Annotated in this window: 20 protein-coding genes and 2 pseudogenes; 6 read left to right on the forward strand and 16 right to left on the reverse strand. The window is 56.8% G+C overall.

Translation table 11 applies throughout. The features are described from left to right. The first annotated feature begins 211 nt into the window (after positions 1–211). The 3 genes from ACPPVP_RS34540 to galE all read left to right on the forward strand — a co-directional run bounded on the left by ACPPVP_RS34540 (position 212) and on the right by galE (position 4,391). Positions 212–2,437: an AAA family ATPase gene (locus ACPPVP_RS34540; protein ID WP_426528027.1), complete on the forward strand. Its 2,226-nt coding sequence runs from the start codon at positions 212–214 to the stop codon at positions 2,435–2,437. Positions 2,438–2,713: 276 nt separating this feature from the next. Then, positions 2,714–3,259, forward strand: a complete 546-nt coding sequence (locus ACPPVP_RS34545; protein WP_426528028.1) for an acyltransferase — start codon at positions 2,714–2,716, stop codon at positions 3,257–3,259. A gap of 127 nt (positions 3,260–3,386) precedes the next feature. Next, positions 3,387–4,391: a UDP-glucose 4-epimerase GalE gene (gene galE, locus ACPPVP_RS34550; RefSeq protein ID WP_426528029.1), complete on the forward strand. Its 1,005-nt coding sequence runs from the start codon at positions 3,387–3,389 to the stop codon at positions 4,389–4,391. An 81-nt stretch (positions 4,392–4,472) separates the two neighbouring features. Here galE and ACPPVP_RS34555 read toward each other — a convergent pair whose 3' ends face one another. From ACPPVP_RS34555 to tnpA, 11 genes and pseudogenes are all read right to left on the reverse strand, one after another. Next, a complete protein-coding gene (locus ACPPVP_RS34555) occupies positions 4,473–5,228 on the reverse strand; it encodes a WecB/TagA/CpsF family glycosyltransferase (protein WP_426528030.1) in 756 nt (251 codons plus the stop codon). Between the two features lie 237 nt (positions 5,229–5,465). Further along, the gene (locus ACPPVP_RS34560) at positions 5,466–6,587 is read right to left on the reverse strand and encodes a glycosyltransferase family 4 protein (RefSeq protein WP_426528031.1); all 1,122 of its coding nucleotides are present in this window, start codon (positions 6,585–6,587) and stop codon (positions 5,466–5,468) included. A 14-nt stretch (positions 6,588–6,601) separates the two neighbouring features. Then, positions 6,602–7,792: a glycosyltransferase family 2 protein gene (locus ACPPVP_RS34565; protein WP_426528032.1), complete on the reverse strand. Its 1,191-nt coding sequence runs from the start codon at positions 7,790–7,792 to the stop codon at positions 6,602–6,604. A gap of 704 nt (positions 7,793–8,496) precedes the next feature. Next, positions 8,497–9,108 carry a hypothetical protein gene (locus ACPPVP_RS34570; RefSeq protein WP_426528033.1) on the reverse strand — a complete coding sequence of 204 codons (612 nt, stop codon included), beginning with the start codon at positions 9,106–9,108 and terminating at the stop codon, positions 8,497–8,499. A gap of 449 nt (positions 9,109–9,557) precedes the next feature. Next, positions 9,558–9,719 carry a hypothetical protein gene (locus ACPPVP_RS34575; protein WP_426528034.1) on the reverse strand — a complete coding sequence of 54 codons (162 nt, stop codon included), beginning with the start codon at positions 9,717–9,719 and terminating at the stop codon, positions 9,558–9,560. Positions 9,720–9,794: 75 nt separating this feature from the next. Next, a pseudogene (locus tag ACPPVP_RS34580) lies at positions 9,795–10,019 on the reverse strand (transposase domain-containing protein); the annotation flags it as partial. Continuing rightward, positions 10,018–10,200: pseudogene (gene tnpB / locus ACPPVP_RS34585) on the reverse strand (IS66 family insertion sequence element accessory protein TnpB); the annotation flags it as partial. The pseudogenes ACPPVP_RS34580 and tnpB (ACPPVP_RS34585), both read right to left, overlap by 2 nt. Beyond that, positions 10,197–10,409, reverse strand: coding sequence for a hypothetical protein (locus ACPPVP_RS34590; protein WP_426528035.1), 213 nt, complete (start codon positions 10,407–10,409; stop codon positions 10,197–10,199). The pseudogene tnpB (ACPPVP_RS34585) and the gene ACPPVP_RS34590, both read right to left, overlap by 4 nt. Before the next feature lie 133 nt (positions 10,410–10,542). Beyond that, on the reverse strand, positions 10,543–12,171 hold the full coding sequence (tnpC, locus tag ACPPVP_RS34595) for an IS66 family transposase (RefSeq protein ID WP_426527611.1): 1,629 nt from the start codon (positions 12,169–12,171) through the stop codon (positions 10,543–10,545). Between the two features lie 70 nt (positions 12,172–12,241). Beyond that, complete coding sequence (gene tnpB, locus ACPPVP_RS34600; RefSeq protein WP_426527612.1) at positions 12,242–12,589, reverse strand: IS66 family insertion sequence element accessory protein TnpB; 348 nt, start codon at positions 12,587–12,589, stop codon at positions 12,242–12,244. Further along, positions 12,586–12,981: an IS66-like element accessory protein TnpA gene (tnpA, locus tag ACPPVP_RS34605; RefSeq protein WP_426527613.1), complete on the reverse strand. Its 396-nt coding sequence runs from the start codon at positions 12,979–12,981 to the stop codon at positions 12,586–12,588. Before tnpA ends, tnpB (ACPPVP_RS34600) begins: the two co-directional genes overlap by 4 nt. 984 nt (positions 12,982–13,965) lie before the next feature. Between tnpA and ACPPVP_RS34610 the strand changes: the two genes are divergently transcribed. Continuing rightward, on the forward strand, positions 13,966–14,364 hold the full coding sequence (locus ACPPVP_RS34610) for a hypothetical protein (protein ID WP_426528036.1): 399 nt from the start codon (positions 13,966–13,968) through the stop codon (positions 14,362–14,364). Positions 14,365–14,459: 95 nt separating this feature from the next. Here the strand turns inward: ACPPVP_RS34610 and ACPPVP_RS34615 are convergent, their stop codons facing one another. The 5 genes from ACPPVP_RS34615 to ACPPVP_RS34635 all read right to left on the reverse strand — a co-directional run bounded on the left by ACPPVP_RS34615 (position 14,460) and on the right by ACPPVP_RS34635 (position 19,866). Further along, a complete protein-coding gene (locus ACPPVP_RS34615; protein WP_426528037.1) occupies positions 14,460–14,885 on the reverse strand; it encodes a hypothetical protein in 426 nt (141 codons plus the stop codon). A gap of 142 nt (positions 14,886–15,027) precedes the next feature. Beyond that, positions 15,028–16,179 (reverse strand): hypothetical protein, encoded by a 1,152-nt coding sequence (locus ACPPVP_RS34620; protein ID WP_426528038.1) that lies wholly within the window; start codon positions 16,177–16,179, stop codon positions 15,028–15,030. A gap of 406 nt (positions 16,180–16,585) precedes the next feature. Then, positions 16,586–18,070 (reverse strand): hypothetical protein, encoded by a 1,485-nt coding sequence (locus ACPPVP_RS34625; RefSeq protein WP_426528039.1) that lies wholly within the window; start codon positions 18,068–18,070, stop codon positions 16,586–16,588. 110 nt (positions 18,071–18,180) lie between these two features. Beyond that, positions 18,181–19,047: a metallophosphoesterase family protein gene (locus ACPPVP_RS34630; RefSeq protein WP_426528040.1), complete on the reverse strand. Its 867-nt coding sequence runs from the start codon at positions 19,045–19,047 to the stop codon at positions 18,181–18,183. Positions 19,048–19,101: 54 nt separating this feature from the next. Beyond that, positions 19,102–19,866: a 4'-phosphopantetheinyl transferase family protein gene (locus ACPPVP_RS34635; RefSeq protein WP_426528041.1), complete on the reverse strand. Its 765-nt coding sequence runs from the start codon at positions 19,864–19,866 to the stop codon at positions 19,102–19,104. Positions 19,867–20,921: 1,055 nt separating this feature from the next. Between ACPPVP_RS34635 and ACPPVP_RS34640 the strand changes: the two genes are divergently transcribed. Both ACPPVP_RS34640 and ACPPVP_RS34645 read left to right on the forward strand, forming a co-directional pair. After that, the gene (locus ACPPVP_RS34640) at positions 20,922–21,215 is read left to right on the forward strand and encodes a hypothetical protein (protein ID WP_426528042.1); all 294 of its coding nucleotides are present in this window, start codon (positions 20,922–20,924) and stop codon (positions 21,213–21,215) included. Positions 21,216–22,387: 1,172 nt separating this feature from the next. Next, the gene (locus ACPPVP_RS34645; RefSeq protein WP_426528043.1) at positions 22,388–22,798 is read left to right on the forward strand and encodes an NUDIX domain-containing protein; all 411 of its coding nucleotides are present in this window, start codon (positions 22,388–22,390) and stop codon (positions 22,796–22,798) included. Positions 22,799–22,843 lie beyond the last annotated feature (45 nt).

Consider the following 22,843-nt stretch of genomic DNA (forward strand, 5'->3'; position numbering starts at 1 on the left):
GTCGGTACCGTTTGCAATCCTAGGTTAATCGAAACGCCGCGGGCTGATCCGCAGAATTAACAGATATCAGGACGTTCATAATTAACTGGAAGTTCGGCAAACTCCACTGTGAAAATCGAATTGACGGGCTACCAAACCCCGGCCAATCTGCTAGATTGCGGTTTACGCGAGGGGAGCGTTTTCGTTGATAAAGCAAATTTAAGTGAGTTCCATGGCTTCTATTGAATACAACCAAGTCACGCAAAGCGTCGCTCACCCCGCGATCGGCCCGGTGCAACCTGAAGTTTCCGATCTTGTGGGAATCGCTCGCCGGGGTTGGCTTTTTGTAATCGGCGGCATTTTGTTCGGGCTCGTTTGCGCGATGTTGCTGCTCTCTGCGATGCCCCCTGTCTACAAAGCAAGCTCCCGCATCGCATTCGAGAAAACGCTAGCCCGGTACATGCAAACCAATAAGGTTAGCAACGAACCTATTATCGACGACTACGACACGTTTGGTCAGACCTACGTTATTTCCTCCGAAGCAATTCTTTTGCAAGCCATCAGATCCTTAGGACTGGCGAGCGACCCTAATTTCGTTGGAGAAAAGAACACCGGCGGTGTTAGCTCTCGCATTCGAGGCCTGTTTCGAAACGCCGCCCAAGCCTTGGGCTTCTCGAAAGAGCCTGCTGCAAGCCCGCGCAACGATCCGGAGAAGATCGCCTTCGACAACATCGTTCGCGATCTGACAGTCACTAGGGAAGACGTACCGAGCGTCATCTCTATTGCTTTTTCGTTGCCGGACCCCGTGAAGGCGGCCACGATTGTTAACGCGATCGTCGACACTTACATGGAGGCAAACATTGCCAGCAAAGTTTCGTCGACCAAGGTGGCTGGCAAGGTTATGCAGGAGCGCGTCGAAGAACTGAAGCAACAGGCCCAGGACGCGGAGCGTGCACTGTTTGATTTTAAGGCCGCCAACAAACTTGTCGGTAGCGACCAGGATACGCTTTCGCACGGACAAATAAGAGTTCTCGGGCACAGTCTGGTGGATGCCCGCCTCGCGCTGGCTGAAGCAAGGGCCCGCATGGAGCGGATCGCCAAGGATCCGAATGCAGCAGCCCTTCTCACGCCGGACAACGAGCAGATTTCCAGGCAACGCTCCGAGCTTATGGATCTTTCGATACGTGCAAAGGACATCGAAAAGCGCGTTGGAAAGGATCACTTGGCTGCGGTCAAGCTCCGCACCCGGATGGAGGAAATGCGCGAAGCGATTGCCGAAGAGCAAAACCGCATCGCGCAATCGTTCAAAAAGGACTACGAGCTTGCACGTACCCGATATGACGAGCTTTCCGCGGCAGTCTCGGGCGCGTTAAGCGAGGAAGGCGAAAGTAGCAAAGTTCTGAGCCAACTGCGTGGGCTTGAGAAAGCGGCGGACTCTCTGCGAACACAATACGATCGGGCGCTGCAGCAGCTCAGCGAAATAAACAGGGTTGATGCGCAGCCTTCCATCACGCCGGACGCCCGCGTTTTGATCCGTGCGGCCCCGCCAACGCAAACCGAAGCTTCCAAAAAGCGCTGGTTGATTCTGGCCGGCGGATCGATAATGGGGGGGGTGCTGGGCGTCGGCATTCTTCTAGTTAGGACATTTCCATTTGGCGTTTTTAGGACTTCCCAGCAGGTGACCCAGGCGACCGGGCTGCCCTGCGCTGTCCTCCCGGAACTCTCAGGAGCTGACGAGCTAGCTTCATTAAGGATTGGTGAGTACGTTTTGTACTGGCCTTATTCGCGATATTCCCAGACGCTGCGCAGCATTTGGGCCAATATCAATATCGCACAGAGGGAAACAGATTCGAAGGTCATTTGTGTCGTCTCGTCAAGCCCCGGGGAAGGCAAGACGACTGTGGCCGTCAATCTCGCAGCGCATTTCGGTCTGCATTCGAACACGCGCGTCCTTGTCATCGATGCCGACTTTCATCGACAGTCGCTGACGAACAGAGTGACCCCTGACGCACGTATTGGGTTCAAGGAAGCTCTGGAAGAGCCAACGGCTCTCGCCAAATTTGTCGTGAGGAAGGAGCGCCTGAATATAGATGTCCTTCCCTGCCCCGCTTCCGAACGGTTAACAAACGCTGCGGAATTGCTTGGCACAAAGGAGATGGAACAGCTCATCGAGGTTGCACGCAAGACCTACGACCTCGTGATCGTCGAAGCGCCGCCGATGGCGGCTGTCGTTGATTACAGGATGATCGCGAGGCACTGTAGCGGCTTCGTTTTCGTCGTCGAGTGGGGCAAAACAAGTCAACGCATGGTCCGCGAATGTCTTTCTGATACCTCGGTGATGCTAGATCGAGTCCATTGCGTGGTCTTGAACAAGGTGGACCCCACTGCACTGAAAAGCATCGAGCACTATAAGGGCAACGGGTTCCAAAACTATTATACCGATCAGAGGAGTGCCTGAGCCCTCTAAATGCTCAAACTCCAGCGCGACCTTCCGCGCACAATCTGGACCGAGGCGCTTTTGCGGGCGGCTCTTTGTTCGCACGAGTCGCGCATCGCGCGAACATGGTACGCATTCACGTACTCCTATCATAGGCACTTTGAGAGCAAATGGTCGATCTGGCCCGCTCCACGCACAGCTCGCTTCAATGAAATGGGTCACGGCACCGGACCGGAATTTGATGAATGTTGACGTGCTGCTGTTTCAATGCAACCGAAGTTGAGGGCAACTAGCCGGATGGCGTCGCTGGCCAGTTTCTTCCTGGACTTCACCTACGTCATGAACGCCCAATTACGCCTCCTAGGCAAAGCAATAGCCCCCTTATCCGTGCGTCTGCGAGGCCGCGTGCGACTTTCAGGCAGCGGCAAAATCGTACTCGGTGAAGGCGTTAGCTTAAACGGGACCGTCGTGCCCATTGAGCTGATCACCTACGAAACGGGAAGCATCGAAATCGGAGCACATACATTCGTTAACTACGGATCATCCATCGCCGCCCGAACTTCGGTAAAAATCGGCTCCTATTGTCACCTCGGCCACTACATGTTCGTGATGGACAACAACCAGCACGATGTCGTCAGGCACTGGGAATTGCCGCCGTCGGAACCCGTCGTCATCGAGGACAACGTCTGGATCGGCTCAAAAGTGATCATCCTTCCCGGCGTCCGCATCGGCAACAATGCAGTAATCGGTGCAGGCAGCGTCGTTACAAAGGATATTCCGGCGCGATGTGTGGCAGCGGGAAATCCTGCGCGCGTTCTTCGTCACCTCACAGATCTCGACTAATTCATCTTCCGATTTGCGGCCTTTTGATGATGACCCGATGAGCCTAGCAACCGTGAATACACCAAACTGATAGATTCGGGTCCGATAGAGGCGGAGAACGGCTTGTTGCTTTAACTGCGAGAGTTCAATGAACAACGCGAAGAATATTCTGGTTACTGGAGGCGCGGGCTATATCGGCTCGCACACCTGCAAGATCCTGGCGCAGGAAGGGTATCAGCCGATCGCTTACGACAATCTGTCGGCGGGGCACAGACGAGCGGCCAAATGGGGGCCTCTCGAACTAGGGGACATTCTCGATCGGACTGCTCTCGACCGAGTCATCAAAAAGTATAGTCCAAGTGCATGTCTGCACTTCGCGGCTTTCGCTTACGTTGGCGAGTCGGTTACCGATCCCGGCAAATACTATCGCAACAATGTCGTCGGCTCGCTGACGCTGCTCGAGGCACTGAGAGACCACGGCGTTGATCAGTTCGTGCTGTCGAGCACGTGCGCTACCTATGGCGTTCCCGACAGGGTTCCGATCGACGAAACGCTGACGCAAGCCCCGATCAATCCTTATGGTGCGACCAAGCTCATGGTCGAGCGCATGCTCGCCGATTTTCATGCAGCCCATCAGTTGCGGTCGGTAGCGCTTCGCTATTTCAATGCGTCCGGAGCAGATCCAGATTGCGAGATCGGCGAAGATCACGATCCCGAAACGCACCTGGTGCCGCTCGTTCTCGAAGCTGCATGTGGAGATCGGGATGCCATCACGGTCTTCGGCACCGACTACGAGACGCCGGACGGGACATGCGTGCGCGACTACATCCACGTGACCGACTTGGCAAAAGCCCATGTCCTGGCGCTTAAGGGCCTGGAGGCAGGTCTCACGCACCGCGCCTTCAATTTAGGGAATGGCCACGGTTATTCTGTTCGCGAAGTGATCGCGTCGGTCGAGCGTGTTACGGGGCGTTCCGTACCCGTGAAGTTCGGCGAAAGACGGCCGGGAGATCCGGCGCGACTGATCAGCAATTCGACGCGCGCGGCGAACGAGCTGCAATGGCGACCGGAGATGACGGAGCTCGATGACATTATCTCCACGGCGTGGGAATGGTACCAGCGGCGGGCGCAGGAGAAGAGCCGACAAAACTAGACGGCGGCGTAGCCCCATAAGAGCGGTGGAGCGCGTTAAGTATCCAGACGCAGAAAAGTCGCCCGTATACTCGAAAGAATATCAACGCTCGCGCGGAACCAGCGCGGCTCGGGCAAGAATGCCAGGCAGCGCTATCATGCACAGAAGATAGCGGTAGAGAAGCCGTCGCGGATTGCCGGCAGCACGCCAAAGCCATTCCAGGTTACAACGCTGCATCCAGTAGGGTGCACGCACCTGCGTGCCCGCGATGAAATCCAGGCCAGCGCCGATGCATACAAACGAGACGTGAGGTAGGAGGCGTTTGGAGTAGTCGGCGAACAACTCCTGCTTGGGTGCACCGAGCGCGACGAAACAGAGATCGGCTCCTGAACTGCCAATTGCTTCGATGCAACGGCGCGCATCTTCGGAGGCGGGATCGAACCCCTGAGGCGGGGCAAAGACGCCGGCAATCGTCAGGCCCGTGTTTCGCTCCTTGAGAAGGCGCGACGTCTTGTTTAGCACGTGCGAGTTTGATCCAAAAAGATAGATCGACTTATCGGAGCGCGCCGCTTCCGCGATGATCGGGGCAATCAGGTCTGATCCCGCAACGCGGCTTACCTGCTTACCCTGGAGACTACAGGCCAGGACGATGGGAAAGCCATCAGCCGTGATCAACCCTGCCCGTCGATAGGCTTCATAGAACATCGCATCCTTGCGCATCTTGACGATGTGGTCGAGATTTAGCGTAAAAACATTTTGCGCCAACGGGGATCCTGCGTTCCGGCAAATAAGCACTGCCGTCTCCGCCAGCGGAAGCGCACTGATTCTCAAATCTTCAATGACAGCATCCACGGACACTGGGTTTGCCTCCCTTGATTCAATCTATCCTGATAACGGTATGTAGATGCAACTGGCGGTTTGGAAGTCAAACCTAAGAACAGTGCTTACATAACAAGTAAACTTTTGACCCGCGCAGCCCTCGCCAAATATTGTGTAAAAGCTTTCAGAACCTCATGCTGGACTAGCCACAAGCCGCTTCACCCGCAAGGAGCCATCGCTTCCGCGACATCTGCGCTCGATGTTGGTTGGTGCGCGTCAGCCATAAAGGCTAGCGCGTCGCTGCGCGCGCGCAGCATCTGCCTCCGCCTTGAGCAGGTCGAGGAGACGGCTGGCATTCCTTGGGGCGTCGTAATGACGCGTCACGTAAGCCATGGCACTTTCACCGAGGGTCATGCGTAGGGCGGGATTTGTCGCCAGATCCCTAAGTGCCTGCGTCAGCGAAACAACATCGCCTACTGGAACGATCAAGCCGGTCTCTCCGTTGCGGACCAGCTCGGGGATCGCGCCCACGTTCGTGGCGATGATTGCCAGCCCGGAAGAGCCCGCCTCGGAGAGAACCATGGCTAAGGTATCAGCGAAAGTCGGCAGGGCGAAGATATCGCAGGTATGGTAAAGATCCTTCAGCGGCTGGCTGTTGGCGCCAAGATTGTTGTAGACAAATACACCCGGTTCCGGTGGAAGGCGATCTTTAGTCACTAGGTGCAGTTCAAGACCTAGGTGTCTGAGCGCGCGAAAGGCTTCGAGGAGCACCAGCCCACCCTTGCGCTCAAGGTCTCCCCCGACAAACAGAACCTTGACCGGATTCGTGTGAGCCACGCGCGGCTTGGGTCGGCGCCATTCATGCACGTTCACGCCGGGAGGAATAACGGTAATCTTGTCAGCCGGCACTTCATAACCCTGCACAAGGCCGTGCTTTGTCCACTCCGACCACGCGACAAGCCGGCGCGCGGACCTGAAGCAGTCGCGGTTCAGGCGCCATTTCAAACCCTCAAGCCAAGCCGGACCTTGCGCGTGCTTATAAAATGCGCCCAGTTCATCATATTGGATCGGTGTGGCGTCGAGAGAGACGATGCCTGGGATCTTGTGGAGCCAACTCTGGGCGAGAATAGCAGGCACTTGTGTGTGAAAGAACAGAGCGTCGAGTGTGGTCTGCGCATTCATGCGAGCAACCTCGCGGCGCGCGCGCAAACCTGCCCGCACTGTCCAGTTACTCCGGTAAAGTGGTACCCTTCCGGCAATGCCCGTGGTTTCGAAGTCTATCAATCCCCAATGTGCGTGTACCTCGGGGTCGAGGGCAACATTGGTGAGAAGGTTCTTGGCGTGAGTGACGTGTCCGAGCGCCTGCTCCAATATAAATCCGAACTCGTAGCCGGCCATCGATTCCTGTCCATTCACTTGCGATCGGTTCTGATCCACGACGATGAAGCCTTCCCGCTGGCAATCCCGTGATAAAAGCCCAATTTGCGGATAGCATGCAGGGGAAGACGGAGCAATTCGCGCAGCGGCAGCACGTCGCGACCGACCGTTGTCCAAGCCAGCCCAGTTCCGAACCCAACAAGCAGAACGCTCAGCAATGGAATGGCAAGAGCGGCTGGTGATGCTCCCAATATCCACGCTGCACCGCCGAGGACGGCGCACAGAACCGTGACGAGCACAAGCAATGACAGTGGAGGCACCGCCATGTCGATAGCAAGCGCCGCCAACCCAAAGTTTCTATCGCGCAACGATCTGGCGAGAGCCCCGGGAACTAAGTCGATAATATTCTCGAGATGCCCCTTCTCCCAGCGCTGGCGCTGTGAATCGCTGCCAGCCTGCGACACCGGGAAATGGCTGTGGACCCTGGCCTCACTGACGAAAAGCGGCGGATGACCCGTCGATGCGAGAGCAATCCCCAGAGCACAATCTTCCGCCAGCCGGTTGTTTCCGAGGTCGCGGTCCTTGAGCAGACCGAACGGGAAAGCCATCCCGGTGCCAAAAAGCTGAGTTGGCAACCCAAGCAACCCCAGGCCAAGTGGCCTGATCCAGTTCCTGACGCGCCAAGTGAAAAGGTTCACCCCTTTTCCCGGTGGCGCGCTCTCCGGCGCCAGCATGAGATAGAGCGACTGTACCGGGCGGCCGTTGGCCATTGCCTGCTCCGACATGTAGCGCAGCGCATTCTCGCCAAGTCGGCAATCAGCATCCATGATGACAACGACGTCGGGCGGGTCGAGGCGCAGGTGCCGCACCCCGAACTCCAGTGCATATCCCTTGCCGCGGCGCACAGGGTCGGCACGCACCACCACTTCGACCCCTGCCGACTTGGCAATTGCGGCAGTGTCATCAGTACAATTATCGGCGACCACGAGGATGCTATCGCGGGGTCCGAGCTGAGCCTGGGTATCGTGGATGGTGGGGAGTATACCCCTTCCCTCGTTGTGGGCCGGAACAAGTACTGTCGTCCGATGTGACGGGGCGCTTAGCCTCACAAGCGGAGAAACAGTTGGCCTGCGCACGGCAACGCAGCCAGCCAGCACTTCGAGAAACCAGACCACTGTCAGGACGGCCGGCAAACAAACGATCGCAATCACAGCGCCACTGACCATGGCTCACATCCAGTCTGGAACCCTACTCGATGCTAGCCTACACGAAATAGCGATGCGTTTCCGGCTCGTTGGCGTTTATCATGAATTCCGTTTTGAACCGCTGAAAAGATAGCCGTTAAAGGACTTGTCGGAGCGGTCAGGCAGAAGAACTCGCTGTCTGGTCACTCCTGGCAGGCAATTCAGCATTCGTCCCTCTCCGCGGCCGCAATTGCCAAGTCGACGTCAACTTACTATGATACCACTAGCTAAAAAGGTCCGGACGTCGCTCCTTGCACATCTCTACAATCGCGAGCATTGGAGCAGTATCGCAGCAGCAGCTAGTCCCCATCTAAGATTGTCGATGGCGGTTGTAGCGGCGGGTCTTGGCAAATACGCCCGCGTCTACACTCCATTTTGTTTGGGGGACCGGTTCTTCCGGACATTCAAAGGAAAGTAACCCGTCAACCCATGCACACCTGGCGTCGAAGCTTGCTTTCGTTCGACGCACGGCTGGAGATTGTTTGATCTGTTTGCGGCCCCGGCTTTTCACTAGGTGTCCCACACCGCGCCATCCCACCGTCCCGCGGCGGTTGAGTCAACGCGATGTGCACAACGAAAGACCGCCCCAAGGCGGTCGCTCGATATTTGCGAAGTGGGCCCAGAGCTGCCAGAGCTTCCGCGCGTCGACGGAGACCGGATCCCGGCGTCGTCGTGCATTCAGAGGTCTAGCTGACGCTTTGATTGGGAGTGATTTTGCATAGCACATGTATTGGATAATCAGCGACGATGACTTGCCCGAGGAACGATACCGATGCGTTGAACGCATGAAGATAGTTGTACAGCGCTCTTGCTTCGTGGCCGGTAAACTCATCGAAGATGGCAATATACGGCTGCTTAACGCTGTCAATTTGCGAGAGCGCGAACAGTGTCGAAGAATAAAGATCGGCATCGTAGTGGACGATTAGTGCATCGGCGGTCGTCAACATCGGTGACAACTGGTTCCATGTGTTCTGGAACCAACCCTTAATGAAAACAATTCGAGCGTCGTCCGTTTTGGGGATAGCCCCCTTCACGTCGAACTCTCCTTTCTTCAAAACACCCCAATCTTCGGGCAGGCCTTCGAAGCTGTCCAATCCTACAAAAACTGAATCCTTGTTGGTATTGTGCTGCGCGAAATACTTGATGGAAACGCCTGTGTGCACACCAAATTCAACGTACGTGATTTTTTGAGATGCCCCGATTTCAGAAATACAATGATCCCACAGACCATTACGCGTATCGAAAATTCTGATAGATCGAAGGCTGTTAAATCTTTCCTTCAGAACAGAGTGAGCCATCAACCGTTCGTAGACTGGGACGCGAACTCGCGTTGCAGCAAATCGCAAAAGTGATCGGATCATTCGCTTAGCGTGATACATATTAGTCTCAGTTTTGAGAATTCTACTCAAGCGCGAATGCAATTTTCCGCAACTCGGTGAGGCTGTCTTAAATTAATTTGCCGCTGCCGATCCAAGTTTACGCAGCAATCATTCCCGCGTCAAAATAAGACCGGGCAATCCGACAACGGGACCGGGGACAGTGTCAAAATTCTTAGTGTAAACGAGGTGATATCTGAAGGATTTAGATATACTGTGGCGCCTTAATACGTCCGGCAATTATGGTAGGGGTACTTTCGGGAAGTTGAGCCAACCAAGGGGCGCACCAAATGAAAACAGAATCGTTGTGCGGCGTTCTGACGCACCTTGCGCTCATAAGCTATTGTTTCACGGGATGAGCTTTTGTCATCTCATTCAATTTCCGCTCCCCCTAAATGGTGTTTTTTGTCATCGGTATTAAACGGTATCACGGCGTTACGAGTGAACGCCGTCATGAATGCAATCCGCGCCAACGGGGAAGCTTTTCCAATGCACAGCATCAGCGCTTCGTGAGCGGCTTGCCGCTGCGCCAATTCGAAATTTTTCCTTCGGCAGTTTCGTTATGTAGTAAGCGTCGTTTTCTGGCCACGGCTTTGACGTTTATAGGCTCACGGAAGCAGTTGGTCGATCTCGCTGTTTGGATGGCTGTTGACGATCCTGGTGAGCACATCGGTGAGACAGGCAAGCGGGTCGGTGTCGTTCAGTTTGCAAGTTTCGATCAAGGAGGCGATAGCGGCCCCATGCTCGGCGCCGCCGTCGGAGCCTGCGAACGGCGCATTTTTCCGGTTGAGCGCAATATGACGGATGGAGCGTTCGACGGCATTGTTGTCGACCATCCCAGAAGATCAGCTTGATCCGGTCCGCGCGTTTGGCACGGAACACATAGACAGCACCCGAGAACGGATCGGCCGTCATGTGCTCGCGTACCAACATAGCAAGCCCCTCCATTCCCTTGCGGAAGTCGACCGGCTTGGTTGCCACCATCACCCGGACAGTTCCGGACGGGCCGATCACCGGCTTGCCTTCAGCGCATGGACGATGGCCGCAATCATCGCCACGTCCGCGCCTCGGCCGACCCGGATAGAGCGTCCTTCGGCTTCGATCTCGATGCCCCCGACGTCCGGCTTGACCTTGCGTTGAGCTGTTTTGCGCTCATCGCCAACAGCCACGGCCGGTACCATGGCGTCTACCACCGCCGGTACAAACTGCGGATCGTCAGCCATCGGCGTCGGTAACCGGCGTGCTTGCCTGCGCTAGGTGAACACTTATTTTGTGGGCTCAGCCCGGTCGCGGGCGATCTCGGAAACGACCGCGCCTTGCACCGTAAGCGTCCGGTGAAGACCGCACAGCGGCCACTCAGGCTGCCTGATCGACTTGCTTGTTTCGGTGGCGCCAATTCCACGGAAGGAGTTCGTCGAGCCTTTGGACGGGATGCTCGGCGATGCGCGCCAGAACGTCGGCGAGCCAGGCTTGCGGATCGACATCGTTCATCTTGGCGGTGACGATCAGGCTGTACATCACCGCGGCACGCTCGCCACCGCGATCAGAGCCGCAGAACAGCCAGGACTTTCGACCCAAAGCGATGCCGCGCACGCCACGCTCCGCCGCATTGTTCGACAGGCAGATGCGGCCGTCGTCGAGGAAGCGTATGAACGCGCTCCAGCGCTTGAGCATGTAGTCCATGGCCTTGGCGATGTCGTTGCGACGCGAGAGCTTGGCGCGTTGCTCGCGCATCCAGGTTTCTAAATTGGCGACCAACGGCGCGCTCAGTTCCTGGCGGACGGCCCGGCGCCGTTCGGGGCTCTGTCCGTTGATGCCTCGCTCGATCTCAAACAAGGCGTCGATCCGGCGGACTGCTTCCATTGCCAGCGGCGAGATCACTGCCGGCTTCTTGCCCTTAGCCTTGCGACGCGCATTCTCAGCCAGATCAGCCATTACGAAGAATGGTCGTCGGGCATGGACCCAGCACGCGGCTTCCAGGATCGGACCTGCGTTGCGGCCCGGGTCGTAAAGCTTGCCATAGCCGCTATAGGCATCGGCCTGGAAGATGCCGCTGTAGCCGGCCAGATGCGCCTGGGGATGCTCGCCCGCGCGATCGCGCGAGTAATAGAACACCGCCCCCGGCGGGGCCGGCCCGCCAAAAGGCTTGTCGTCGCGCACATAGACCCAGATCCGGGCGGTGTCGGTCTTGCCTTTGGCCAGGACCGGGACCGTGGTGTCGTCCCCGTGCAATCGCTCGGCGCTCAGCACATAGGCCTCGAGGCGCTTGAACAAGGGCGCCAGCGCCGCCGTGCAGCCGCCGACCTGGTCGGCCAGGGTCGATAGACTGATCGGCACGCCCTCCCTGGCATAGCGTTCCGCTTGGCGGTTCAGCGGCTGATGCTGGCCAAACTTCTCGAACAGCACCATCGCCAGCAAGCTTGGCCCCGCCCAGCCGCGGGCAATCACATAGAACGGCGCCGGGGCCTGGCTGATCTTCTCGCAATCACGGCAAGTAAACTTCTCGCGGACGTGCTGGATCACCTTCCAGGATTTCGGGACCACCTCCAACGTCTCGGTGATGTCCTCCCCGAGCCTGGACAGCCGCGCGCCGCCACAGCAGGCGCACACCACAGGCCCCGGCACGATCACCCGCTCGCGAGGCAGATGCTCCGGGAACGGCTGGCGCGACGGTCGCTTGCGCGTGAACGACGCCACCTTCATGGTTTTGGTCGCGGCCATTTCGGCTGCGAGCTCGTCCTCCGTCGCCGAACTCTCCAACTCCTCCAGCGTCAGCTCAAGCTGATCCAATAGTCGCGCGGTACGCTCCGAGCGCGGCCCATAGCGGTCGCGATTGAGTTTCTCGATCTGCAGCTTCAGATGGGCGATCAGCGCCTGGTTGTCGGACTGCTGAGCGCGGGCGGCCGCAGCCTCCGCGCGAGCAACGATCAATGCCGCTTTCAGCGTTTCGATGTCGTCTGGCAGCGATTCAAGGCCGTCACCCATGGCCCCGATGGAATCACAAAAGGGGCGATTTGAGGCGTCTTTTCTTCCGTGCTTCAGAACATTTTTGAGCCTATCCCGCGCTCTGTGGCCGCCACGTATGCTGCGGGTTGCGCCAGTCGATCGCCTCCAGCAGATAACTCATCTGCGCCGCAGTCAGCCCCACCACACCGCTCACCGTCACCGGCCAGACAAAACGGCCACGGTCTAACCGCTTGGCGTAGAGCGACAATCCAATTCCATCGTGCCACAAGGCCTTGATCAGCGAACCGCCGCGGCCGCGGAACACGAAGACATCTCCGGCAAACGGATCTCGACCTAGGCTTTCCTGCACCAATAATGACAAACCCTGCATGCCCTTGCGCATGTCGGTGTAGCCGGTCGCAATCCAGATCCGTGCGTTCGAAGAGATCGGGATCATCGACGCTCCAGAACCTGCAACACCCGCGCCAGCGCCGTCGCATCGACGCCGGCGTCGACAATCACCCGACGATCCCTGCCAACGACAATCACCATCTGCCCGCTCGTCGGTGTGGCAGCAACCGCCGGCTCGACCTCAGCGGCAAGGACGACCCGCGCAAAGCCAGATTGTTCGCTTTGAGGGCTAATCGGCTCGGCATTGAGCGCGCGACGCCATGTCATCAGCAACGAACGTGATATGCCATGGCGCCGTGCCGTCGACGATATAGCGCGCGGCGCTTCAAAGCTCTCGGTCACGATCCGCAGCTTCTCGTCATCCGACCAGCGCCGCCGGCGACCAGTCTCGACCACCTCAAGCCGCTCAAGCTGAGTACTGCGCTTATGGCTGTCCATAAGGACTGTTACGCACCAATTGGACTAATCCAACAAGGCGGCCCTCGCCAGAGGGAAACCTTGCACCAGCGTCTCCCCACGATCCGGGCCTTGTCGTCCTTGGAGAACCCACGACGGCGTCCTGTCTCCGTGATCACTTCCAGCCGGCGCGCCGTCACGCCCGACTTAGGCGTATGGTCAAGCATAGACATAAGCCGATCCCATCAAAGAGATCGTAAAACTCGCCTATCCAATGTGCCGCGAAAAGGTGGGAGCAGAACTACGCTTACGAGTAGGCGTTGAGACAGGGCGTATGTCGCGCGCGTTGGCGTCCTGTCCGACACTTTAGGAATTTCGGCGGATCGGAGACATGCGAACCAATTGATGTCCCAGAACACCCTGCATGGGCGCCAATATCTCATCCCCGTGCCTGAGAGTTTGGCGCGAGCGCTTCAGGGGGCCTCAGCCTGGAAGGCCAAGCCTGAACTTTGGATGATAAGTCCTGCTTGTACCTCGGCCGCTAGGCGCCTACGGCGGGAGCGTCCTGGCCTCTTGACTACTAAAATACCATTTAAAAGTGCAATGAGCCGAACGCCTTGTTTCGCCCAATTGTCAGATCGAACGGCAACATAACATCGGGGGAACTGTTAGGACTTGCACGTCGTTAGGTTGTCGGGACCTCTGCTGTGGCGCGTTGTGAATGTGGTAAGGTCTTGGAACCAAGATTAGACATTGTTGATTCGAAGGCGGGCACACGCAATGGCCCGCTGCGGTTTTAACTAATACTAATCCCGCTGCTCTGCAGCCTTGTTGCCAGTTCATGACCTGGCGAGAGTTGTCGAAGCACTGAGCGCATGCGTCCTGAAGAATCGCTGCCAGGCTCGGCGAAAACGCTTTCGAGTGTCGTTCCTCTCTCAGGTAAGGTGTATCTACAACTTTCACGCGATTCGTTTGTGGCGGACTTGCTTGACGTGTTGGGGCCTAGCCCGAAATAAGGGGCGGATGATGGACCAAACGGTGGCATTGCTGGTGGCTGCGGTGGCCCTGTTTGGGACCGCCATTGGCCTGCGCTTCAGCGTGTACATTCTGCTGCCTGCGGGGGTCGCGGTTCTGATCGCATCGGTCATGACACAGTTGATATCGAACAAGATGGCTGGATGGGGAGTATGGGGGACACTTGGCCCGCTTATGCTGCTGCATGCCGGTTTTGCTTTTGGGTTATTTCTGCGCGCAGGAGCTGCCTTCTGGTCCACGAAAAGGATTGCGCGACTGTTCGCACGTCCAAGTAACCTTGATCAACAGATGCGCCGGCCCGATGGCGCCGGACGCGAGACGAACAGCGAAGGATGCGGGCCGACCGCCGTTACACACCGCGACTTGGCAAAAGAGAGCTTGCGTCGATAAACGACGTCAGCGTCAGCTGTACCGTGCGCATATTCTCGCAAATTCCGAGACGGCCGCTTTCCTGCCAACGACCCAAGCTATGTTATTGGGGTTGCTTACGACCTTCTCGGCTCGGGGATACCACTCTCGGCGAGAATGGCGCCTTCGATCCGCTTCAATTTAGAAATGTGACGATCAAGGTCTAGCAAGCGATTTTCGGCCCTGCTCATCTCGGCCTCGCTCTCAGCAAGTCCGGCGGTCCTCTCCGGCAGCCGGGTCTCGTGCTCATAAGTATCCGTACCCGCCAAAATCGTCGCCGTTGTTCGGGCCTGCTCAAGGCGTTGGCAGAGAGCGGATTTTTCGCGTTCGGCAGCAATCAGAGCGTCGCGAACCGCGCTTTCGATGGCTGCTAAACGTTGTCCATCCGTCTCGCGATCGCGACCGGCAGACCGAAATCTAGCGCCAGATTTGGCGCGAAACGAAAACATCGCTGACACAGCCCATTGATTCTGACCGAAATACCCTATCTTGGAACGTACCATGGCGTCAAAACGTCTTGTCGCGCCTGCAAGGCTCGCCGAACAATTGCCGGGACACGGCACCTTCGCGTCCTAACTCATGATCCTTCTCAACCAACGCGCCCCTCGGAAGCAACCAGTCCAATCACAAAACGGTCGTCAGCAGTTACTTCTTGCACTCGGAATAGAACCGGCCATTTGTTGCCACCAGTCGCTCCAGGCATTGCCGGGGATCGGTGACCGGACCTGCAACAGTGAAATCGTAGGCAAGGCCTTTCAGCACAAGCGCGTAGCGGCCCGGCGGCAATGGAGCCTCCGGATTCTCACTCCGGACTTCGTACATTTCCGGATTGTCCTTTTTCGGCGCCGCACGATACGGCATCGAAATATTTCGTATAACCCAATTGTCATCGACAGCGGTGACAACCTGCTTGCCATCCTTGTTGAAGCTCGCTTCCCGCTCGATCCTGGCAACGACCCGAACCTCGGCCCGATCGGCCGCATTGGTCGCTGAATCCCGACGATAGATGACGAAAGCGACGTGTCCGTCCGGCAACGTCGTACGGCTATTGCCCGTGATGATGGACGAAATGGCAATGCGCGGGTCGGGCGCTCGTCCCGGCAGCACGTCGAGTTCATGGAGCTTGCCGCCGCTGACCGCATAGATGCCAAAGGCCGTCGGAACGGTCGGCGATGGTACCTCAGTCTTTGGCTCCGCTGCTATTGATGCAGATTTTGCTGGCACGGACGTGTTGGTTTTCGCCAAGATTGGTGCCGGCTGATTGACGGCGAAGTACCCCTTTTTTCGAAGCAGTTCCAGTGAAATGAGCGCTGTTAAGACAGCGAGCCCCGTCACAAAAGACGCAACGAACCACCGAGCCGTCCGCAATTGAAAGGGCTTCTTCCGAGCTGGCGCCCCGCCAGATCCGAAGACATGGGCTTCGAACACAGGAGAAACCGACTCGAGAGCAGATGCGACCTGTTGGTTCGATGGCTGGGCCGATATGAGCGCCTTCCCCTGAGCAGGGTTCGCTCCCAATAGGGACGCTTCCATCCCATCCTTCTTTTTGCTGAAGGCCTCTACGCCCGCGATGGCAACTTCCAGCGACTTGGAAAGGTTTCGCACATCCCCAAAACTTTCAGAAGTGAACTCCTCCTTCAGTTTATGTCGAGCGAGTTCGTAGACCGTGGCGCGCAGGAACTCCGGATTTTTTTCGACCGAATCGATCACACGAGAGAGCATGAGCGCGAATTCAACCTCGCGGCTGGGATCCGGGGCTGCATCTCCGACGCTTGGTTGCACTATCTCCGAAGCCATGACTACTGATCCGCGTCCAATTGGCCGTCACGCGATTTGATGCTCCAAGCCGGCAGTTGGCAAGGAAGCCGTCGAGGCAATGCCGCCGGACCCCTCCCCCGCGGGCCCATACGTAGCCGGGCGTGAACTGCTACGCGAGACCTAACACCAAATTCCGTCTTTGGAAAACTACTCAAGGTGCAGACTACGGTAAGCACCTATCGGATTAATCCGGCAACATATCAAAGCCATTGGCTTGCAGTGGTGAGATTTGCCTTAGCCTTCGCTCGCCAGTTCGCGGGACAACCGGCTCTTGCCGGTGTTATTGATGGCCTGCACTAAGCACACTCGCAGCCCCCTGCCCTTTGGTTGGAGCTATCGAGTCGGCGCGTCCGGCGCTCCGCAGATTGGCGTGTGCAGCGCCACATCAGGCGCATTTGGTGTAGATCTGGGTACCTCGCTGACCCGACCACTTCAGCTTATTTTTCGACAGGGAGAGACGAACAGTCGATTCCCAGCGCTCCGATCCGTCTGCGCACAGCGCCTTCATTTCCCATTCAGCATTTCCTATCTGCTTCTTTTCCCTGAATGCGCAACTGTTCCTTCCCGCCCGGGCACCCCGCTCACCGATAACAGTCAGAAGATCGCTGCCCGTCCCCGGACGAGACTCACAGGCGCGGACATCGGCTGCCCATAAGCCAACGAAACCGTCCTTCAATTGCGGGGGACTGGTTTTAAGAGACGCTTTGGGAAGACTGGCAAAGCTTTCCGCGCCTATAGTTTGGTTCATTTGCTCGGCCGTCGTGTCAGGTTTGACTGGGACAGCTCGCTCAACGACTTTTTCTTCGCTCTGGCTTACGGCAGTTACCGCTGCGGGTATAGAAGCTCCCACATGCGATTGCTCCAACTCACGCTGGGGACCGTCACTATCGCCCCGCAACAAGGCCAGCTCCGCGTCTTTGAATGCTAGCGCTGCCTTCGGTTCACCACCGAGAGAGCTTGTTGTCGACTTCGCAAATGCCGTGCCGTAATCAGTGGTCTTGGTCATGAACAGCGAAACGCAGATCAATGCGACGGCCAGCGCAGCCGATCCGCGCAATATGTTCATCTTGCTCCGAGCTGAAATCTTGCTCTGATCTGAATTGACGGGAATTGAGTACCCGCCGAAGAAAATGATCGCACCCTGTATGACTGTATTCACCGCAATCAACAGCAGGGCGTAACTGCTCAAAATCACCTCGGCGGGAACGACGTAGTTAAGCTGCGGAATCGCCCCAAGTATCAAAGGCACATACCAAGAAATTACTGACACTGTACCGGCGAGAAGCACGAGTGAACAATCAAACGGAGACAATCCGTCGAGCAGACGTTTTCCAACCTGGTTTCGGATACGAGGCAGCACAAAATAATGCACCAGAAGGCCGTTGACGCTGAGCACTGCCACGATCGCAATCTTGGCCCAGATCTTGGGGTTCTGTAGTTTGGCGGGCTCAAAAACTCCGTAGCTAATTAAAAACCCAATTCCTGAAACCCAAAGAAGACCCAGTCCGATCGTTACAATCTTGGACGAAAAATCGACAACATAGACATGCTCGAAGGAGATTCCGCGCATCAGGATAAAGCGGGCGATAATGAGGTCCAGGAGCGTAGCCGCGCCAACGCCGAGTACGAGCCCGCAAAAATGAACGACCCTCAGCCCCGTCCCGATCCATGCCGGATCCGACGAGAGCACCTGGAAAAAAGACGACATCAATACTGCTCCCCCGATGAAGGGGGGATTCGCCATCAAGAAGATGGCACCTCCGTATTGAGAAGGTGGCGACTCAGTGTTAGCCCCCAGAATGTAGTGCCGCAATTTGTTGCCTTGTTGTTCCAGGAAGTTTTGGCAGACCGTTATTTGCCAAACCAACATGGGCGCAATTCTGGCCGCCCAACGTGTTTAATAGTATTATTGTACCTCAATCTCTACACGGCGGTTGCATTCGGTATGGCGCCCATCGGACGCCGGCGTGAACTGGAAACTCACGTTAGGATGGTGCTTGAGCCAGCTCGCAGGTGCGCGGCCTTTGCCAACGTCGTTTCCGACAGGATTTCGCGGACACAATGGTCTGGCGTGATCAAGCCGGACCACTGCCGGGGATACCCAAGCGAGACTTCCTCAAACCGAACACCATCGCGGTGCGACGTCGAACGGATATGGAGGTGCCCCGACACGACAACAGCCGCATTGAAGCGGAGGTGCCAATCTTCGGTGCGGCGTGTCCCGCACCAGATTGAGAAACGCGGGATTCTTGGAAGCTTTGCGAGATCTTCTCGCAATGGAAAGTGATTGATCAGAACTGTCGGCAAATCGTTCCGAGTTTTCAGCCGCTGCTCAGTGATTTCGCAGCGGGCGTGGCACCACTCGGCGAGGTCGGCATATGGATCTGGATGTAGAAGCACCTCGTCGGCGCATTCGATCCCTTCTTCGCCTGCCCAGTCGATTGCCCGTTCTATTGAAATATGGAGAGGCCGAAAACTGTAGTCATACAGAATGAACAGCGGCGCAATTCTCACTTCCCTTCCTCCGATCGTCACGATCGGGTAAGGATCCTCAGGGGTCAGCACCTCGTAGAACCGACATAACTCTACCAACTCATCGTATTTGAAGCGGCCTCGAGCCTTCTCATCGCTCGAGGGCAGCGTCCACAATTCATGATTGCCGGGTACCCACACCAGTTTCGCAAACCGCGGCTTAAGCTCCCTGAAAGCTAGTTCGAGATGGGCTGCGGTTTCACCGACGTCACCCGCAAGGATCAGCCAATCGCCAGGATGACTCGATATACCCGAGAGCGCCCGTCGGTTGGCCTCATAGCCCAGATGAAGATCGCTTATCGCATACAATTTCATACGGCGCGCCCACCACGTTGGCCGAGGCCCGTCATCATTCGCTGAGTCTCAAGGTCATGCCGACTCCGCGATCAATGACATCGGTGTTACCCAACGCGGATAAATTGAAGGCTCGACACCCTGAGGCGCGGCGACGGCAAGGGCCATCATGTGCTCGTCTGTCGGCGCATGCTGGTAAAAGCGCCACCGGTCTGGAATGTCGGGGCATCGCTCCGTGACGCATAGAAGCGGAGATGGGCCGCCGAGCTCGAACCAGAACGCGTCGAGTGGAAGGGATAGTCCCATGCCGCGTGCTTTGATGTAAGACTCCTTAAGTGTCCAATACGAGAAAAAGCGCTCACGCCGATCTTCCAACCCGGCTTTGCGAAAGTCCGCCAACTCCGCTGGGGCAAAGACCGATGGCGCCACTGCGTCGGCATCGACCGTTCGCGTAATATTCTCGACATCAATTCCGATCTCGCAATCCATCGAAACTGCACAGGCAACCAATCCCGTTGTGTTTGACAAATTGAAGCGGAGACTGCCTGACGCCTGCGGTTGCGAGATATGAGGACGGCCGTAGGCGTTCGTTTCGAACTGCCAAGTTCGCGCCGGCACGTCGGCATATCTGGATAGCGTCGTACGAACCAACGCGCGCGTTACGAGATATTGAAGCCGCGCATCCTCAACCTTGAACCGCTGCCATTGGGCTCGCTCCGGCTCGCTCAAGAGCTGCACATATGCAAGTGCTTCGCCACTACTGACGTTTGATAGGGAGGCCAGCCAGACATCTACTTGTCCAGCCTGAAGCTGAAGGGATACCGTATCGGTCAATCCCATCACGATAACCTACCTACCGACGCAATTGCGGTGCAGGCACAGGGCACATCGAACTTGCAAGGTTCCGCGCGTTACACGTTTGGTGCCCATAGCGCCTTCCTCATATGCGCACTCGTCATCCTCGAAAACTCACCGCTCGAATTAAAGCCGCTTGTACACGGTCACAGCGTACGAGGTAGGCACTGTTTTGCAATACCAGCAGGGCAGAGCAATCAAGATTACGAATACTGAGTGTTTCCGAACGTAGTTTCTCCTGAATGGCGATCGCCCCCTGGATTGCCCAGGTTTACGGCGATGATGCCGCATCACCACCGATTATTTTGCGGCTGAATAAGCCATGATGGCAGCTACGTAAGGCCACGCCTCGCAGTCGGAATGTCGTTGATGTCGGCGAGCAAGGGGCTGCGGCGGTCAAGGCTCGCACGTTCAGGTTCGGCACTGGCAGATTGGGACGGCTATCGTTGGCGCGAACCCGGCGGGGGGGGGTGCCATGATGTCGCGGTCCATACCGACACTTCAGCCGTTCGATCCGGCCGCAGCAGGCGCCACTTCCCTTCTGCGGCAGGGCGGCATCAACCGGACTACCATAACGCTGACCGCTGCCGTGATGGGTCTGCAGGATCACGGGAAGGAGCGCCGGTGGGGAGTTAGAGCGTTCGCTTACGAGGTAGTTCGGCCAGGAGAAATAGCCGGCCATATCTCCAACGCGGCGCACACCGGATAGGTGTCGCGGTGGTCAACAGTGAGCGCGGAAGCTCATGCGGCGCGTGATGCATTTAAATTACTGATATAAATCAATCGCTTATATCGAAATATTACATCACGGGTCGCAAATCGGTTGTGCAGTTGTCGAATTAGAGCACCGCCTGATTATCGCATCGCAACATTCGGCGTTTTGCTCGTCTCGGTTCGTCGAGCGAATCGGATATCCTTGCTTCTGAGGAAGCCTGATGGCGATTGGCATCGGGAAACCCAGCGTTCAGTCGTGCGGTCAAAAGAACTAGCCGGGACCGACCCGGATAGTGTATTGGGTATAAAGCGGGGGGAGACCTGAGATGAAGGCAATAATTTTTACGGCGGCTATCTGCACTGCGGTCATCAGTCAAATGAGCCCGGCATCGGCGCAAACGTCGTATAACGGCCCAGCCTCCATGCACTATCACTATCTCTCGCCCGCTGGCGCCTGCTGCGCCCTGGTGACCGTTAATTCCGGCTGGGTCTTCACTCGCAATCAGCCGGTAGGCGATGTCGCACCTTATCCAGCCTTGCAAATGCCAGACGGCACGCTTGGATGCGAGCATAGCAACTACCGACCGCATCGCGACGGCTGGTGTCAGCGCATCTGGTAGAACTTGCACGCGATCCATTGGCTAACATCACGCACAATTGCAGTGCGCCAAGCGCGCGACTGGCCTTGCCTAGCAAATTAAATTCAACCTAGCAGTCTTCGAGTACCCGTATGTGTAGAGTATTTAGGAGTTTTCAACCGCTGGTTTTGGGCTGCATCATGCTCGTCAGCGGCGTTTTTGTACAATCTCTAAGCGCTCAGGAGGGCAAGCACTCGGATAACCCCTATCTTGGCGCAATGGAGGTAGCATTCGAATGGCAATATTCTTGCGTTAACGGCAAAGCTTGCTCATTCAATTGTCCCGGATCGGGCGGTGCGTCCAGTGTCACGAAACTCACGCTTCAATTGGGATCGATCCCTCTTGGCGGTGACCAAAAGGCATTTGGCGTATTCTATAAATTTTCCACGATCCAGATTCCGCGTGCCAACGGTTTCAGCCTTACGACGGGAATAAGCACGCTTTCGTGCCAGGTGAATGGAATGGACCTCGACTATTCCGGACCACGGAAGGCCCCCGATGACGACGCGCCGACAGCAAGCATTCCAAGTCGGGAGCGAGGCTCGCAAGTTCAGCGGTAAGGCACAAATCGCCGGCATCACTGGTCGGGGATCCCTCTTTGGTCGGAGCGCGACTGGCGCTTTGCTGGGCCTATCGGCCTAGCCGCTCCCGCAGGGCTTGTTGAGAAAGAGGTCGTCCAGCGCCTTCTCTGCGGACCGACAAATCGCGAGTTTCCGCTTGGGAAAGCACCAAGACGCGCCACACCACAAACAGCGCATTTGCAATTAGCCAAACCAGCAACCACTCAGTGATCCCCACGTGACGCCCCCATTTTTTGCGTCTCCTTTGACAGTTTCAAGTGTGGAGCATGAATCGAGGCATTTCTGTGCGCGTGCGATGCAAAAGAATGCGCAAAGAAACAGCAAAGAAGTGGAATACGAAAGATCAGCGACTGGTTGAGATCGGCGACGGGGGCCTACGCATCATTTTCGCGGCTATGCCCTCTGCAATTGACAGGCCTTGCACACGTCCCGCCCGAGGGGATTGAACCCGATGGTGAGTACGGGTTGGTCGAAGCACTTGGATGAGCAGCTCGTGCCGCCTGAGGGAGTAGACGCCTTGTTTTGAGCCTGTCATGGTGCGCCAGTATTCTCTCATTTAGTAAAAGCTCCTGAATGCGTGAGATTGCCTCCACTCTCCTGTTCGACACTGCCGGCCGCTTTCTTTTTCAGCAACGCGACAATATCGCCGGCATCACCGAGCCGGGGAAAATCGGCCTCTTTGGTGGGCACAAGGAGGCCAATGAAACGTTCCCCGAATGCATCGCAAGAGAGGTGTCAGAGGAGATCGGCATCAATCTGCCGGTGGAGAGGTTTCAGCCTCTAACTGTTTATGAGGGTATCGACGTTGAAATCGGTGGCCCCATCCGGGCTGAGTTTTTTGTCGCTCGAGATATTTCTCTCACCCAAATACGCGTCACGGAAGGCTGCCTGGTCGTCGCTAACGCTGAGAAGATTCCGCGGTTAGAAGGGCGCCTGACTGCTTATGCTCGACTTGCGTTGAATGCTTTCGGGATCGGCACTTGATGATGCCTTGGTGGCTCGTCGCGACATCAAGGGACGTTGTAGTAG

This window comes from Bradyrhizobium sp. McL0615, assembly GCF_049993905.1.
In the GTDB taxonomy this organism is placed as follows: domain Bacteria; phylum Pseudomonadota; class Alphaproteobacteria; order Rhizobiales; family Xanthobacteraceae; genus Bradyrhizobium.

Excerpts from the sequence above, each read along its gene's own strand:
- ACPPVP_RS34540 (WP_426528027.1), top strand. The coding sequence starts at position 212 with ATGGCTTCTATTGAATACAACCAAGTCACGCAAAGCGTCGCTCACCCC.
- ACPPVP_RS34545 (WP_426528028.1), top strand. The coding sequence starts at position 2,714 with ATGGCGTCGCTGGCCAGTTTCTTCCTGGACTTCACCTACGTCATGAAC.
- galE (WP_426528029.1), top strand. The coding sequence starts at position 3,387 with ATGAACAACGCGAAGAATATTCTGGTTACTGGAGGCGCGGGCTATATC.
- ACPPVP_RS34560 (WP_426528031.1), bottom strand. The coding sequence starts at position 6,587 with ATGGCCGGCTACGAGTTCGGATTTATATTGGAGCAGGCGCTCGGACAC.
- ACPPVP_RS34565 (WP_426528032.1), bottom strand. The coding sequence starts at position 7,792 with ATGGTCAGTGGCGCTGTGATTGCGATCGTTTGTTTGCCGGCCGTCCTG.
- ACPPVP_RS34570 (WP_426528033.1), bottom strand. The coding sequence starts at position 9,108 with ATGGCTCACTCTGTTCTGAAGGAAAGATTTAACAGCCTTCGATCTATC.
- ACPPVP_RS34590 (WP_426528035.1), bottom strand. The coding sequence starts at position 10,409 with ATGGCTGACGATCCGCAGTTTGTACCGGCGGTGGTAGACGCCATGGTA.
- tnpC (WP_426527611.1), bottom strand. The coding sequence starts at position 12,171 with ATGGGTGACGGCCTTGAATCGCTGCCAGACGACATCGAAACGCTGAAA.
- tnpB (WP_426527612.1), bottom strand. The coding sequence starts at position 12,589 with ATGATCCCGATCTCTTCGAACGCACGGATCTGGATTGCGACCGGCTAC.
- tnpA (WP_426527613.1), bottom strand. The coding sequence starts at position 12,981 with ATGGACAGCCATAAGCGCAGTACTCAGCTTGAGCGGCTTGAGGTGGTC.
- ACPPVP_RS34610 (WP_426528036.1), top strand. The coding sequence starts at position 13,966 with ATGGACCAAACGGTGGCATTGCTGGTGGCTGCGGTGGCCCTGTTTGGG.
- ACPPVP_RS34615 (WP_426528037.1), bottom strand. The coding sequence starts at position 14,885 with ATGGTACGTTCCAAGATAGGGTATTTCGGTCAGAATCAATGGGCTGTG.
- ACPPVP_RS34620 (WP_426528038.1), bottom strand. The coding sequence starts at position 16,179 with ATGGCTTCGGAGATAGTGCAACCAAGCGTCGGAGATGCAGCCCCGGAT.
- ACPPVP_RS34625 (WP_426528039.1), bottom strand. The coding sequence starts at position 18,070 with ATGTTGGTTTGGCAAATAACGGTCTGCCAAAACTTCCTGGAACAACAA.
- ACPPVP_RS34630 (WP_426528040.1), bottom strand. The coding sequence starts at position 19,047 with ATGAAATTGTATGCGATAAGCGATCTTCATCTGGGCTATGAGGCCAAC.
- ACPPVP_RS34635 (WP_426528041.1), bottom strand. The coding sequence starts at position 19,866 with ATGGGATTGACCGATACGGTATCCCTTCAGCTTCAGGCTGGACAAGTA.
- ACPPVP_RS34640 (WP_426528042.1), top strand. The coding sequence starts at position 20,922 with ATGAAGGCAATAATTTTTACGGCGGCTATCTGCACTGCGGTCATCAGT.
- ACPPVP_RS34645 (WP_426528043.1), top strand. The coding sequence starts at position 22,388 with ATGCGTGAGATTGCCTCCACTCTCCTGTTCGACACTGCCGGCCGCTTT.